Origin of the sequence: Streptomyces sp. SLBN-8D4 (genome assembly GCF_049739545.1) — a bacterium.
GTDB classification, from domain to species: Bacteria; Actinomycetota; Actinomycetes; order Streptomycetales; family Streptomycetaceae; genus Streptomyces; species Streptomyces canus_C.
Genome location: NZ_JBMGQC010000001.1, coordinates 10,089,406 through 10,103,316 on the forward strand (window position 1 = coordinate 10,089,406; position 13,911 = coordinate 10,103,316).

Consider the following 13,911-nt stretch of genomic DNA (forward strand, 5'->3'; position numbering starts at 1 on the left):
CTCACTTGGGGTCGCCGTAGATGACTCCGCGTCCGTTGGTCCCGAAGTAGACGCGACCGTGGACCCGGGGGTCTCCGGTCATGGTGTTGCCGGTCCAGGCGTACTGGTGGCGGTCGTCGTTGATGCGGACCCAGGTCCGGCCCGCGTCGTCGGAACGGAAGATGCCGCGCACGCCGTGGATCTTGGAGCTGGTGTAGACGGCGGGGTACGTGGCGCCGGGCGCGGCCTTGCCGAATCCGACGACGTCGCCCTGGTCCACTGCCTCGACCCTGGTGAAGGACGCTCCGGAGTCGGTCGACCGCCACAGCCCGTACGGTGTGGGGGTGGTGGGCTTGGTGGTGCCGCCGGCCAGCCAGATGTCGCCCTCGTGACCCGGGACCGGCTTGAACCGGACGTTCCCCGCGGCGGGCAGACCGGTCGCCGCCGTGGCCTTGAAGCTCTGGCCGCCGTCCGTGCTGAGGTAGAAGACGCCGGAGTCGTAAGCGTAGAACTTCGCCGGGTTCACCCGGTCGGAGCGCACGGAGGCCCCGGTCGGCAGCCCCTTCGAGGCCGTCCAGGTCGCCCCGTGGTCGTCGGACCAGCTGACCGGCGCGCCGGCCGGTGACCAGACGATCCGCCTGCCGTCGGCGCTGACGGCGACGGCCTGGTCGTCGACTCCGGGGCCGGTGACGCCGGACGGCTCGCTGCCCGACGGCTTCCAGGTGTCGCCGCTGTCGGTGGAGAGGGCGAAGTGCTGGGTCCAGCCGCTGGTGGGGTTGCCGACCCGCACGATGGTGTGGGGCGCCAGCTCCGCGTAGTCCAGGGCGGGGGTGGCGCCGAAGGTCGGGCTGTCGTACATCTTCGGCGCCTTGCGGAAATCCGTGTGCCGGAAGCCGCCGACATCGCCCACACCCGAGAAGAGGTGTGCGCGACCGACGGGTGGGCTGATCACGCAGCCGACCGAGGTCTCCTCCAGGCCCTGGGCCCGCACGGACAGTTGCACCGTGCCGCCGCTGTCCCAGTCGGTCAGGTTGTCGGCGCCGTAGATCGTCGCGCCGGTCCCGTACATGAAGTGGTCGGAGTCGAAGGGGTCGATCTGGACGGACTCCATCATCCAGCCCAGCTTGGGGGTCATCTCGGGAAGCGACGGCGAGGCGTTCCAGGTCAGCCAGGGGGCGGCGGAGATGTCCATGTCGTAGCGCAGGGTGCGCTCGGAATTCGTGTCCATGTCCCACGCGCGGGTCCAGCTCGCGCCGCCGTCGGTGGAGCGGAAGAGGAGGCAGTCGGGGTACCACTTGACCTGGGTGGACACCATCAGGGTGTCCGGGTTCTGCCGGTCGATGGTCAGGCCGCTGTAACCGTACTGGTTGTCGTCGCTGGTGGACGGGACCGGACTGACGCAAGTCCAGGTGTCGGTGGTGGTGTCCAGCTTCCACACGTCGCCCTTGGAGCCGTCGTAGGGGCCGGCGGTGTTGCTGGTCGCCAGGTACAGGTAGCCGCCGACGTGGTCGAAGACCGCGTGGTGCGGGATGAAGCCGGTGGGCTGCCCGGGTACGCGTTCCCAGGTCGCTCCCGCGTCGGTGGACCGGTACAGGATGTTGTCCTTGTCGGCGACGGTGACGTAGAGGGTCCGGGTGGGTCTGCCCGCTCTGCCGGTGCGCTTGTCGAAGACGACTTGCAACACACCCAGGTTGTCTCCGTTGTAGCCGTCGGGGTCGGTGGGGTCGATGACGAAGTTGCCCGCGTTGGGGAAGCTGGTGACCTTCGCGAACGTCCTGCCATGGTCGGTGCTGCGCCACAGCCCGTGGCCCCCGCGCACTCCCAGGTACAGGATCCTGTTGCGGTTGGGGTCGATCACCAGCCGCTCGCCGATGCCCCGGCCGGGCATGTTGCCGCCCAGCCGGAACGGCAGAGGGGTGGTCTTCCAGGTGCGGCCGCGGTCGGTCGAGCGCAGGATCGCCGCCATGCTCGGGTCCCAGTCGGGGAGGGTGTAAGTGCCCGCCGCCAGGTAGACGCGGTCGGGGTCGACCTCGTCGGTGGCGATGCTGATGATGCCTGTGTGTCCGTACTCGTCCCAGCCGATCCAGTCGGTGAGGGGGATCCACCGCTTCGTCGCCGTGTCGAGGCGGTAGGCGCCGCCGATGTCGGTACGGGCGTACACGAGTCCGGGTTCGCCCTGGTTGAAGATGATGCCGGGGACGAAACCGCCGCCGACCATCTCCGCGTTGCGGAAGGTGTACGGCGCGCGCCGGACCTTGCCGGTCGCGCCGGCGGATGCGGCGGAGGCAGCGGACGGGGCGAGCCCGGGGAGTGCGGCCGCGGCCGCACCGGCGGCCAGCAGTCCTCGGCGGGGGAGGTGCGGGGCATGAGTCATGACAGGTCTTTGCCTTTCGGGTGCGCGGGGAATGTGGGGTAACCCGCCTCGCTGACGGCTCTGTTGGGGAATTCCGACGGACGCGATGTCCGGCTTGCCGACCGTGCTGCGCACGTGGGCGGGTAGCGCGGCGGCCGGGCCCTTCCTGCTGCTGTTGCCGTCCTTGCCGGCGCCGCAGGCGGCCGGCAGCTTGAGAGACGTATGAGCCGACTGCATCGGGTGCCGTCGCGGCCGTGCCCGCCACCGATGTGTCTCCCGGGATCTGAGCCCGGAAAGGGTTCGGATCCCGGGAGCGGGGTCATCCCGCGGTCAGAGCGGTCCACTTCTGGTTGGCGCCGCCGTTGCAGTCCCACAGGTGGAGCTGCGTGCCGTCGGCCGTGGAGGAGCCCGGAATGTCGAGGCAGCGGCCCGAGGCGGGGTTGCGGTAGCCGCCGTTGTAGGGCTGCCAGACCTGGTTGGCGCCGCCGTGGCAGGACCAGAGCTGCACCTTGGTGCCGTCGGCGGTGGCCCCGCCGGCGGCGTCGAGGCACTTGCCCATGGAGCGCAGGGTGCCGTCGGTGTACGCGGACCAGTACTGGTTGGCACTGTCGCCGCAGCTCCAGGTCTGGACGGCGGTCCCGTCGGTGGTGGCGGCGCCGTTGACGTCCAGGCACTTGCCGGTGATGCCGGACTGTATGCGTGCGGGGGCGGGGGCGGGGTTCCTGAGCCATCCGGCGCTGTCCGCGGCCTGGATGCCGCGGTGGAAGGCGTCTGCCATCTTCTGGTAGCCGGCGTCGTTGGGATGCAGGGGGTCGGCCAGGTCGGCCGTGGTCAGGCTGCTCATGTCGACGTGTGCGATGCGCTTGCCCGCGGCCTGTGCGTCGCTGACGATTTGGCGGACGGCCTGGTTGTAAGCGCCCCGGAACTGCTCCTCCGAGCTGCTGGTGGACACGACCAGGGAGGCGACGAGGACGGTTGCGTCGGGGACGTCGGCGGTGATCTGGTTGACCAGCGACCTCAGCCGGGCGATGGCGGTGTTGACCTCGGAAGCCCCTTGGAGGTCGTTGGTGCCGATATGCAGCGTCACCACGTTGGGCCGGTAGCGAGTCAGCGAGGCGTCGGCGAGTGCGGCGATCTGGTCGATTCGGTATCCGGAGTGGCCTTCGTTGTCAGGGTCGGACATCGAACCGCCCCGCACAGTGCCGACGAAATCCAGCGGATGGCCGTCCGCCGCGAGCTGGTTCCACAGCGGGCCCCGGTAGCCGTTGCCCGTACTGCTTCCCACGCCCCAGGTTATCGAGTCGCCCAGCGGCATGACCCGCAAGGGCGTGTCGGAGGCGGCAGAGGCAGGGGACACACTTGCCGCTGTCACCCCGAACGCGGCGGTGAGAAGCGTGATCAGGGGTGGAATCCAAGACCTTCGCACGGAGTTTCCTCTCTTTTGCAAGTGATAGCTGAACCAGCTGGGCTGATCGTCGACCGGCCGTACACGGTGTGATGCGTGACGACGGCCCGCTCGGCGTCCCGTTCCCCGAACACAAGGGCGCCGTGATGACCGTTGCCACTCGGGAAGTCGTCCTCCCTGCGGGCGGCCGAGTGCGACTCCCCGGTGCCGTGGACGGGGCCGGTGATCGGGGCCATGGCTGGAACACCATGTGCATGACATACCTCTTGTGCAGGAATAGGAGGGGAGTTGACGTGCTGAGGGAGCGGGGAAGTCTCTCTGTGCGGCTGCGCCACTTGGGCGCGAGCCGCACGGCGAGGCTGCGGACCCATGGCCGACGGCTCTGCGGCGTGGGCAGAGTCAAGGGCGTCAGCCTTTGATCGCCCCCGTGAGCATGCCCTTCCTGAAGTGGCGCGGGACGAGAGGGGAGGCCACTGCGACGGGGAGTCTGGGCAAGGACCATGACGGCCATCTGCGGCCCCAGGGAGGAGAGTTGACCGGTGCGGACCGCCTGTTGGAGGCTGGTCGGCGCCTCGGTGTACTTCTGGACCGCGTGGTTGAAGAGCAGGAGCAGGACCATGCCGGGCAGAGTCATCAGGATGAGCTCGCGCTCACGGCGCCACCGGACCCGGAGGGGATCTTTGGCCGCCTTGGGCGCCCCTGCGTGGCACGCTGTCCTTCACGGTGGCCGCGGTGACCGCGGCCGTCGGTTCCCCCACGGCCGCGGGGGGACGAGTCCCGTCGGGCCTGTTGCCGGCCGTGAGGGACATCAGCTGCCGCTGCCGTTCTTGTCGATGAGCTGCTTGTACCAGTCGCGCAGCTTGTCGCCACCGGAGGACTTCCAGGTGGAGATGGCCTGCTGAATGTCGGACACCTTCTTGTTGCCGCGCACGTAGTCGATCTCCAGCTGCTCGAACTGGCTGGAGAGAGTGGCGTAGCGGGTCGGCTCGACGATGTTCAGACCGTAGGTGGACGTCTTCTTCATGAAGGCACCCTGCCGCTGCTGCCACTCGACCTGTTTGCGGGCGATCTCGGGGAAGTCGGGGTGGGCGGTGTAGGGAGCAGGGGCCGCCAGCATCGCCCAGGCGTTGTTCACCTCTTGGATACCCAGGTCGTTCTTGACCGGGACGCCGTTCTTGACGGTGTAGTGGGTGCCCTCGACGCCGTAGTCGACGTGCATCCGCTCCTTGGTGCCGTAGGGCGCGGCCGCGAAGTTGGCGGCGGCCAGGGCGTTCTCGATCGTCGCCTTCGAGGCGCCCTTGCGGATCATCGACCAGATGCCGGCGGGCTGGCCGGCGTACAGCGTCGGGCTGCCGCCGTCAGCGCCGAAGTAGTCCATGCCCTCGATCCGGAAGTCCGGGTTGGACTGGGCCTGTTCGACGGTCTTGCCCCACCAGTCGGCCCCGTTGCCGTTGTAGACCAGGACCTGCCCGGCGGTGAACCGCTGGCCCGGGTCGCCCGTGATCGCCTTGTCGTCGGGATGGACCACGCCCGCCGCGAACAGCTTGCGGACCCATTCCAGGTGTTCGAGGTACTCGGGGTGCTCGATGCGGTACGTCAGCTTGCCGTCGTCCCCGATGTTCCAGCCGATCGTCCCGGCCGGCAGGACACTGAAGAAGCCTGCCGCCGACCACCTCATGTCACCACACGCCCACACCTTGGCCTTGGCGCTGGTGGCCTCCTTGGCCCAACTGAGGAACTCGTCGGCCGACTTGGGGACGGCATAGCCCTTCTTGTCGAAGATGTCCTTGCGGTAGAAGGGCGTGATGAAGCTCGCGGGGGCGGCGGGCATCGGGATGCCGCGCAGGGCGCCGCCGAAGATGCTCATGCGCCAGGCGTCGGAGGGGATCGCGGCCAGGTTCGGGTACTTCTTGACCTTGTCGCCCGCGAGGTAGGGGCCGAGGTCCATGAACTTGGCGGTGACCGCGTTGGAGATCTTGCCGACCAGTTCCCAGCTGGGCACGATCACCATGTCGGGTATGGAGCTGGAGGCGAGGACGGCGCCGAGCTTCTGGCCGTAGGTGTTGCCGTCCTGGTTCTGCCAGGTGATCTTGGTGCCCGCGGCGGCGTCCAGCGCCTTGTAGTAGGCGCAGCCGGCCTTCGGCGGGGAGCCCCAGAACGGGGCCATGATCTTGAGGGGAGTGCCGGTAGCGAGCTTGTTCGGGACCGAGGTGGCGAGGGCCGCGAGGTCGACCTTGCTGGTGTAGCCAGCCGTGGAACCGTTCTTCGTCGGAATGTCCGGCTTGGCAAGCGTGCTGGCCACGTACGTCGGAAGCAGCTTGTCCGCGGCCTTGCCCGAGGTGGCCCCTTCGCGCTCGCCGCTGTCCGAGCCGCCGCAGGCGGTGAGCAGCGGCATCCCACCGGCCGCTGCTGCCGTGACGACCGCCGTGGAGGAGAGGAAGCTTCTCCTGCTGGGTCCGGAGGGGGCGGAGGCGGCGTTCGGCGTCATTGCGTCAACCCTTCGTGGCGCACCTGGACACCCGGCGGTAGGCCGTCGGCTGCGGTGTCGTGACTGGAACTGGCCGATCGGAAACGGGAACATCCCATTACTGGACGTGATTCTCAATCGAAGCGCTTCGACGTTGCAGTGAGGTTAAGTGAAGGCGTGGGGGTGCACAAGGGTCGCTTCCAAGATTCCTCCGAAGCTTGGAAGGGACCTTGTGCATGCCCTGCTTGATGCGACGATATTGATCCCTTCACACTTCTCATGTGCCCTGACCTGGATCGAAGCGCTTCGAAAGCGCTCTCCGCTCGGTCTCAAGGGCATCCCATGTGTCTGTTACGCGCGCCGCACACCCACCGCCGTTCCCCGATCGCTGCTGTCGTTCGCGAAGCGCATCGACAGCCTTCCGTCTCGGCTCGCCCTCGACGAACAGAAGGGATCCCTGGTGCAGGCGCCGCGGAGCGACGCCTGCCGCGCCGATGAGTTTCGGGGACGGGGCCGGTCTGCACAGGTATGCAGACTCACACGCTCGAGACAGCCGGCGCGGGCCTGGTCTATGACGTGCGCGGGCCGCTGCCGGCCGCAGACGGACGCCCGCCGTTGTTCATGATCGGGCAGCCCATGGACGCTACTGGCTTCGTCGCCCTCGCCGCGCGCTTTCCCGAGCGGACCGTGGTCACCTACGACCCGCGCGGTCTCGGTCGCAGCACGCGTAAGGACGGGCGGGTCGACCACACGCCGCAGACCCAGGCCGACGACGTGCACGCCGTCATCGAGGCGATCGGGGACGGGCCGGTTGAGATGTTCGCCAGCAGTGGGGGAGCGGTCACCGCGCTCGCGGTCGTGGAGACGTATCCCGCAGACGTGACCACCCTGGTCGCGCACGAGCCGCCGCTCATCACCCTCACGCCGGACGGCCCGGCGGCCGTGCGGGCCCGGGCCGGAGTCAGGGAGGCATACATGAAGCGGGGATGGGGGGCCGGGATGGCTGCGTTCGTGGCGATGACCTCGTGGAAGGGAGAGTTCACCGACGCGTACTTCGCGCAGCCAGAGGCCGATCCCGCCGCGTTCGGGATGCCCACGGAGGATGACGGCTCACGTGACAATCCGCTGCTGTCCGACCGCTCATGGGCGGTCAGCAGCTATCGGCCGGATGCCGACGCGATCGCCGCTGCGCCGACCCGCGTCGTGATCGCTGTGGGCGAGGAGTCCGAGGACGTGCTGACCGGACGCACCTCCTTCGCGACCGCTGAACTGCTCGGACAGCGGGTGGCCGTGTTCCCGAGCCATCACGGCGGATTCATGGACGGAGAGTTCGGATATGCGGGGAAGCCGGACGAGTTCGCGCACCGACTGCGCCAGATCCTTGACGGCGCCTCGCAAGCCAACCGCTGACCGAGAGTCCAGGAACCGTGCCCGCTGGGCCGGATCGACATGGGGGTTGCGGGCGAGGAAGCTGCGGGTGCGATGGTCGGGGTGCGCGATCACGGCGTCGACGACCGCCGACGGCAGAACCCGGTCCCGGCACAGCACCATCCGTACGGCGAGCGGGGCCTCGGCCAGCAGGTACAGCAGGACCTCCAGCGGAGCGGCGGGATTCAGCGCCAGCCCGGCGAGCCGCCGGGTGGGCAAGTCGGCGTCCTGCCAGATCTGATCAGGTGTCGGCACGCCTCGAACCCTCAAGGAAAGACCATGGAATGGGCCCCCTGCCACAGGACAGGGGGCTCATGACCCTAACCGCTCACTGCTGCCAAACGGTGTCGGACTTCGATCGTGACGATGCCGCGGACCATCGCTGCGGGAGTGTTGTCGTGGACTACCAACAGCGCCGAGGGGCGGCTGGGTCCGGCTCCGCGCCCTGACGTACGTTCGGGCCTATGACGCACGCCCTGGAGTCCCGGCTGGTGCCCAAGTGAGCGGCTGGTGGGCCTACCTTGCCGCCACGTTCTCCTCCACAAGCCAGGGCGGTCCCAGACCGGACCGCCCTGCGGGGCAACCTTCACGGGTCTGCACCAAGAGCCTTTCAGCCGACCCTGTCACCGCACCCCCGCCCTCACCCCGCACGGTCGCCGGCTGGATCCTCCGGCACCCCGAGTCCCTCTCCGAGGGCGAACAGCTCCGGATGAAGGCCGTCCTGGCCCACTGCCCCGAACTGGAAGCCCTCACCAGACACGTCCGTTCGTTCGCTCAGGTCCTCACCGAGCGACACGGCCAACGGCTGCCCGAGTGACTCGATGCCGTCCGCCAAGATGACCTGCCCGGTCTTCACACCCTCGCGGCGGGCATCGACCGCAACGTGACGCCGTCGTCGCCGGCCTCACCCTGCCCTGGAGCTCCGGAGTCGTAGAAGGGCACGTCAACCGCATCAAGATGCTTAAGCGCCAGATGTTCGGCCGCGCCGGCTTCAACCTCCTCCGGAAGGGCGTTCTCCCACCTGGGGCGGTTCAGCCCGCTTCGCAATTTCTCCCGAGCTGCATCACGCCAAGCCGCTGAAGCAGCGGGACGGCGGCGTCGCGGTCCTGCACGCTCGCCGCGGTCACCGCCACGGTCAGGACCAGGCCGAGGCAGTCCACCACCAGGTGCCTCTTGCGTCCGCTCAGCTTCTTCCCGCGGTCCCACCCGGACGTCGAACGCGGGATGTTCGCCGCCGCCCGCAGCGACTGCGAGTCCACGATCGCCGCACTCGGATCCGGTGAGCGTCCTTCCTTCACACGAACGCGGTCGCGCAGCCGGTGGTGGAGCTCGGTGAGCAGGCCCTGGACCTGCCAGCGGCGGGCGAAGGCGTGCACCCGCTTGAACGGCGGGAAGTCCATCGGCAGGTTCGCCCACTTCACACCGTTGTTGCACGATCTCCGCACCGGCCGGTGCGCCGTCGACGACCCGGGCGAGAACCTGGGCGCTCGGTTATGGGGTCGAGTAGGGGTCTTGGCTGACCAGGTGGGCCTTCAGACCCTCTCCGACGCCGGGTTCCGGGGTGCCCGCCCAGTCCTTGATGAGCACGCCACCACTGCTGCAGCCCCAGGGGTTCCAGGTCCACGCGAGATAACTCATGTTGTGCGCGTCGGCCCAGTCCACCAACTGCTGCATGTAGTCGAAGCCGCAGTTGTCCTGGCCGAACTCACCGATGACGACCGGCACGTGCTGGGCGAGCGGCGCGACCTGGCTGTCCCAGCAGGACACTGTCGCACAGGCGTTGAAGCTGTACGAATGCCATGACGCTGCGATGTTGTTCAGCGCGTCGTTCGGCATGTGCGTCAGCCACTCGCGCATGTCGTTGGCCCACTCAAGGCCACCCAGCATGAGGACGTTGGTCGCGCCGGTGGCCCGGACCGCGTCGACCAGGTCCTGCATGCCGGCCGTCTCGTACGGGAGGCCCGAGCAGGTGCCGCCGTCGCGCCAGCACTGCCAGCCGACGGTCTTGTCCCAGCCGGCGGCGATCTCCGGGTACGGCTCGTTGAACAGATCGAGGACGACGGCGTCATTGCCCTTGAAGGCGCCTGCGACACCGGTCCAGAACTGGGGGGCGTACTGCGCGTCCGGCATGGGTTTCTGGCAGGTCGCGGTGGCGTCCTTGCAGTGCCAGTCCGGCCCGTTGGTATAGGCGCCCCGCGTCCAGTGCAGGTCGAGGATCGGGGTGATGCCATTGGCGACCAGCAGGTTGACGTAATCTTTGACGCCCTGCTGGTAAGCGGTCCCGTTGGGCGAGCCGTTGAGGCCGAGCCAGCATTCCTCGTTCAACGGCACACGTACAGCGTGGATGTTCCAGGTCTTCATCGCGTCGACGGACGCCTGGTCGACCGGGCCGCCGTCCCACAGTCCCTTGCCCTGAACACAAGCGTATTCACCGCTGGAGCGGTCCACGCCCAGCAGCCGGTACGGCTTGCCGCTCGCGGTGACGATCTTGTTGCCGGAAACCTTCAGCTCCGGGGCCGGACCGCTGGGGCCGCCGGTCGGAGTGGTGGTGGGGCTGGGGGGCGGGGATGTCACCGAGCCGGTACAGGTCACGCCGTTGAGCGCAACCGATGGGGGTTGCGGATTGGCGCCCTTCCACGCACCGTTGAACCCGATGGACGCCGACCCGCCCGTGTCCAGCGTCCCGTTCCAGTCGAGGTTGGTGGCGGACACGTGGGTTCCGGACTGTGCCCAGGTGGCACTCCAGCCGTTGGTGACCTTCTGGTCGGAGTTCGGGAAGTCGAACGTCGCGGTCCACCCTCGCACGGGGGAGCCGAGATTGGTGATGGCCAGGTCCGCGGTGAACCCTCCCGGCCATTCGCTCTGCACCTTGTACGCGACCGAGCAGCCGGTGGCGGCTGCCGATGCGGGCAGGGTGGCGATGGCAAGGCCACCCAGGATCAGTGCACCGGCGGCGCCGGTGGCTATTAAGGTGTGACGACGTTTCACCTGATCTCCTTGTTGCGTAAGGGATCGATGAGCTCGATACCCATCTGATCGACGGACGGGTGAGCCAGGGCCCAGGCCGAGGGCCTGCAGCTGAACGGTTCACCAGGCGGGTGCTGCGCGCCGTACGGATCAAGGAATCGACAACTGCCGCGCGTTCAGATCCTGTCGTCCCGGCACATTCCATGCGGGCGTCAGCAGCCGATCGGTGAGGAGCCCAGGGCCACGTCGTCGAACCAGAGAGTGTCGTCCCCGGTGCCGTAGCTCTCCCAGCCCAGGCGCAGGCCGGTGGGGCGGGGAGGGGTCCTGCGGGCGAGCCACTGCCCGTCGACGTTCTGGGTCGGCGCCCCGTCCACGCGCAGTCCGGCGATCTCCTGGTCGTCGACCCAGGTGCGCATGGCCTGGGCGGTGGTGTCGATCTGGTACCGCAGGCACAGCCACCGGCCGGTGGCCAGCGGGGTGCTGAGCGCGACACCCGCCGGGCTCTGTTCCGGCAGCGTCGCGTCGTCGCTCTCGCGGTTCCACTGCAGCGCGCCGTTCTGCCCGCCGACGCGCAGCGCCTTGCCGCCCTGCGAGGCGTCCGGCATGGACACGAAAGTGACGTGGTTGTTCGGCAGGGCGGTGGTGTGCCGGACCCGCATCCGCACGTACACCACGGGCCCGACGGAGGACAGATCGCGGGTGGAGGCTGCGAAGACGTGGTTGCAGTAGCCGGCGCCGCCGTCGACGCGCAGCGACCTGGTGCCGCTGTAGGCGACGGACGTGTCGACGCTGACCTTCCCCGTTCCCTGGCAGTCGGGTGCCGTGGTCTGCCAGTCGCCCGAGGGCACGCTGCCGGTCTGGTCCTCGAAGTCGGAGCAGATCGTCGCCCCGGCCCCGGCGCATTCGGCCGGCGCCGTGGATGTCGCCGTCGGCGTCGGCGTGGGAGTCGCGGTTCCGCCGCACGGAGCGCCGTTGAGGGCAAAGGCGGTGGGAGCGGGGTCGGCGGTGCGCCAGGTGCCCTGGAGGCCGAAGTCCACGGACCCGCCGACGGCGAGCACGGCATTGTGCGCGGCGTTCACGGCGGTCACCGCGCTGCCCGACTGGGTGACCTGCGCGTTCCAGGCGGACGTGACCTGCTGGTCGCCGCCGTAGGCCCACTCCAGCCGCCAGCCGTTCAGGGCGGCGCCGAGATTCGTGACGCGGATCTGGGCGGTGAAGCCGCCGGACCACTCGTTGGTGGTGTACGTGACCGTGCAGCCCGTCGCCGCGCCCTGTGCGCGCGACGTCGCGATGGCGGGAAGGGCAACCGCCACCACGGTCAGCACCAATGCCCACAGAGGCAGCCGGTGGCGGCGCACGCGTAATGAAGTCATGGCCATGATCACTCTCTCGACGGGAGTCAGGACGCGGTGCAGAGGAGTGTGCCGAGGTCTCGGTCGTCGCCGTTGAGCGTCATCCCCCAGGTCGTCGACGCGACCGGTGCCAGGGAGCCGTTGTAGGAGGCGTTGTGCACGGTGGTGGCGGGGCGGGACGAATCCACCACCGCGTTCCAGCGGTTCGCCACGGTCACACCGCCCGGCAGGGTGTGGTGCACCGACCAGCCGGTGACCGGCCGGGACCCGGTGTTGGTGACCGTGACGTCGGCTTGGTACCCGCCCTGCCATGAGCCGGTCAGCTTCCACTGCGCCGTGCAGGCGGTGTCGCCGGAGGGGCTCGGCGCGGGAGTGGGAGGCGGTGTCCCTCCAGAGGCGTCAGTGGTGTAGGGGACGGCGGTGTAGTCCTGCGAGCAGCCTCCCGCGCAGCCCGAGGGCAGCGAGAAGGAGTACGTACGGCCGCCGCCCAGCCAGGCGTCGGCGGCGTCGCGGATCCGTATGGTGAAGTCGCTTCCGCCGGAGGCCGTCGCGCCGATGACATAGGACTGCCCCATGTCGCTGTTCATGGTGGCGTCGGTCCAAGTGCCGTTCGCCAGGTACTGGATGCCGTGGACACCATTGGGCAAATGGGAGACGGCGATGGCGGGCCAGTACCGCTGGGCTCCCCTGAGGAAGCCGATACGGATGTCGCCGCGGTAGTCCGGGGCCGGGACGAAGCTCCAGGAGACATGACGGTTGTTCCAGCGGTCCGGGTACATCGCCCCCACGGGGGCGCCGCCGATCCGGAAGCGGTTGAGGGAATCGGTCGCCAGATCGAGGTGGTTCGGGTCGTCCCGGCACCAGGCGTTGGAATCGGCACAGCTGTCCGCGACGAGCATGGTCAGGGTGGCCCCGTTGTACTTGTCGGCCACCCAGGAGCCGTTGCGGCAGAAGGGCTGGCCGGGGGCGCCGTCGTTGGTGCCGGAGCAGTAGTCCCCGATGGTGACCTTGACCCAGCGGCCGCAGTTGCGGCCGTTGTCGAAGGCACCCTTGATCGGTGCCTTTGAGTCCGGCACCGGGCGCGGGTAGGAGCCCGAGTAGTCGCCAGGTGTGTTGAACACGTTGAGCGCCACGAAGTCCTGGCTGTCCAGTTCGCGCTGCGGCAGACCACAGCCGCCGTAGGGGCTCCCGAGCCCGTCGAAGTGGGTCGCGTTGCCCAAGACCTCAGTGGCGGCGGCACTCGCCACGGGCGGCTGGGCGGCCGCGGCCACGACGGGTAACGCGGCACAGCAAAGCGCTGCCAGCGACACAGCAATGCGCTTCAGGGCGGGCGAGCGGTGGATCGAAAGAAGCTGCATGGGGGGATCCGCCTTCTTCGTGACGGGGCGCCGTGACGTTCGTGTGGGACTCCTCTCGGAGTGAGGGGAGTGAGCGTTGGAGCACCCTCCTCATGGGAGCGCTCCCACAGTCTCCGTATCCGGGACTGTAGAAGAGGGCCATGAGCCTGACAAGGGGTCGCGTTGGGCCGAGAACCATGACGGCAGCCCAGTCCTTGTTGCTGCGGGTGGCCTGGACCGAGCCCTGCACGATGCGCGCGCGGATGCGCTCCTGAAGCATTTCCAGGGCGCCGAGTGATTCGTGCAAGAAGCGTTCCTGCAGGTCTCCTCGGGCGGGCAGGCCCGCATCTACTGCGCGGGTCTCTCCTCGGCCGGCCGCAGTGAGGATGCATACTCCCGGATCACCCATGACTACACGCTGGCAGCCGCGGACGCGGTGAGCGCCGCTGCCCCGTCTCTGACCTTCACCTTCGTATCGGGGAGGGCGCCTCCGAGGGTGAGCCGCTCGGCGTGAGCCCGGGTCCTGGGGCGTACCGAGAACGAACTGCGGGGATTCCGTTCCACGCGTGTGCCTTCCAGCCCGCTTACATCCCGCCCCTCCAGGGCGCCGTCTCTCGAACTCC

Annotated in this window: 9 protein-coding genes and 2 pseudogenes; 3 read left to right on the forward strand and 8 right to left on the reverse strand. The window is 68.7% G+C overall.

Translation table 11 applies throughout. The features are described 5' to 3' along the window. Position 1: 1 nt before the first annotated feature. From RKD20_RS45855 to RKD20_RS45870, 4 genes and pseudogenes are all read right to left on the reverse strand, one after another. Positions 2-2,353: a xyloglucanase gene (locus tag RKD20_RS45855; RefSeq protein WP_424882944.1), complete on the reverse strand. Its 2,352-nt coding sequence runs from the start codon at positions 2,351-2,353 to the stop codon at positions 2-4. 298 nt (positions 2,354-2,651) lie between these two features. Further along, positions 2,652-3,758, reverse strand: coding sequence for a ricin-type beta-trefoil lectin domain protein (locus RKD20_RS45860; RefSeq protein ID WP_424882945.1), 1,107 nt, complete (start codon positions 3,756-3,758; stop codon positions 2,652-2,654). 387 nt (positions 3,759-4,145) lie between these two features. Next, positions 4,146-4,326: pseudogene (locus RKD20_RS45865) on the reverse strand (carbohydrate ABC transporter permease); the annotation flags it as partial. Positions 4,327-4,545: 219 nt separating this feature from the next. Then, entirely contained in the window at positions 4,546-6,225 is a 1,680-nt protein-coding gene (locus RKD20_RS45870; RefSeq protein ID WP_424882946.1) for an extracellular solute-binding protein, read from the reverse strand. A gap of 507 nt (positions 6,226-6,732) precedes the next feature. On the opposite strand from RKD20_RS45870, the gene RKD20_RS45875 reads away from it, so the two are divergent. The 3 genes and pseudogenes from RKD20_RS45875 to RKD20_RS45885 all read left to right on the forward strand — a co-directional run. Then, on the forward strand, positions 6,733-7,614 hold the full coding sequence (locus tag RKD20_RS45875) for an alpha/beta fold hydrolase (RefSeq protein WP_424882947.1): 882 nt from the start codon (positions 6,733-6,735) through the stop codon (positions 7,612-7,614). A gap of 517 nt (positions 7,615-8,131) precedes the next feature. Further along, positions 8,132-8,449: a hypothetical protein gene (locus tag RKD20_RS45880; protein WP_424882948.1), complete on the forward strand. Its 318-nt coding sequence runs from the start codon at positions 8,132-8,134 to the stop codon at positions 8,447-8,449. A 71-nt stretch (positions 8,450-8,520) separates the two neighbouring features. Further along, positions 8,521-8,712: pseudogene (locus tag RKD20_RS45885) on the forward strand (hypothetical protein); the annotation flags it as partial. On the opposite strand, the gene RKD20_RS45890 reads toward RKD20_RS45885, so the two are convergent. The 4 genes from RKD20_RS45890 to RKD20_RS45905 form a co-directional block, all read right to left on the reverse strand. Further along, positions 8,664-9,053, reverse strand: a complete 390-nt coding sequence (locus RKD20_RS45890) for a transposase (RefSeq protein WP_424882949.1) — start codon at positions 9,051-9,053, stop codon at positions 8,664-8,666. The pseudogene RKD20_RS45885 and the gene RKD20_RS45890 overlap by 49 nt on opposite strands. Before the next feature lie 70 nt (positions 9,054-9,123). Further along, on the reverse strand, positions 9,124-10,620 hold the full coding sequence (locus RKD20_RS45895) for a cellulase family glycosylhydrolase (RefSeq protein ID WP_424882950.1): 1,497 nt from the start codon (positions 10,618-10,620) through the stop codon (positions 9,124-9,126). Between the two features lie 191 nt (positions 10,621-10,811). Beyond that, the gene (locus RKD20_RS45900) at positions 10,812-11,972 is read right to left on the reverse strand and encodes a cellulose-binding domain-containing protein (RefSeq protein WP_424882951.1); all 1,161 of its coding nucleotides are present in this window, start codon (positions 11,970-11,972) and stop codon (positions 10,812-10,814) included. Positions 11,973-11,998: 26 nt separating this feature from the next. Continuing rightward, the gene (locus tag RKD20_RS45905) at positions 11,999-13,309 is read right to left on the reverse strand and encodes a cellulose binding domain-containing protein (protein ID WP_424882952.1); all 1,311 of its coding nucleotides are present in this window, start codon (positions 13,307-13,309) and stop codon (positions 11,999-12,001) included. Between the last annotated feature and the right edge of the window lie 602 nt (positions 13,310-13,911).

Bases quoted from the DNA above. Each gene is read 5' to 3' on its own strand.
- RKD20_RS45855 (WP_424882944.1), bottom strand. From the start codon at position 2,353: ATGACTCATGCCCCGCACCTCCCCCGCCGAGGACTGCTGGCCGCCGGT.
- RKD20_RS45870 (WP_424882946.1), bottom strand. From the start codon at position 6,225: ATGACGCCGAACGCCGCCTCCGCCCCCTCCGGACCCAGCAGGAGAAGC.
- RKD20_RS45875 (WP_424882947.1), top strand. From the start codon at position 6,733: ATGCAGACTCACACGCTCGAGACAGCCGGCGCGGGCCTGGTCTATGAC.
- RKD20_RS45900 (WP_424882951.1), bottom strand. From the start codon at position 11,972: ATGACTTCATTACGCGTGCGCCGCCACCGGCTGCCTCTGTGGGCATTG.
- RKD20_RS45905 (WP_424882952.1), bottom strand. From the start codon at position 13,309: ATGCAGCTTCTTTCGATCCACCGCTCGCCCGCCCTGAAGCGCATTGCT.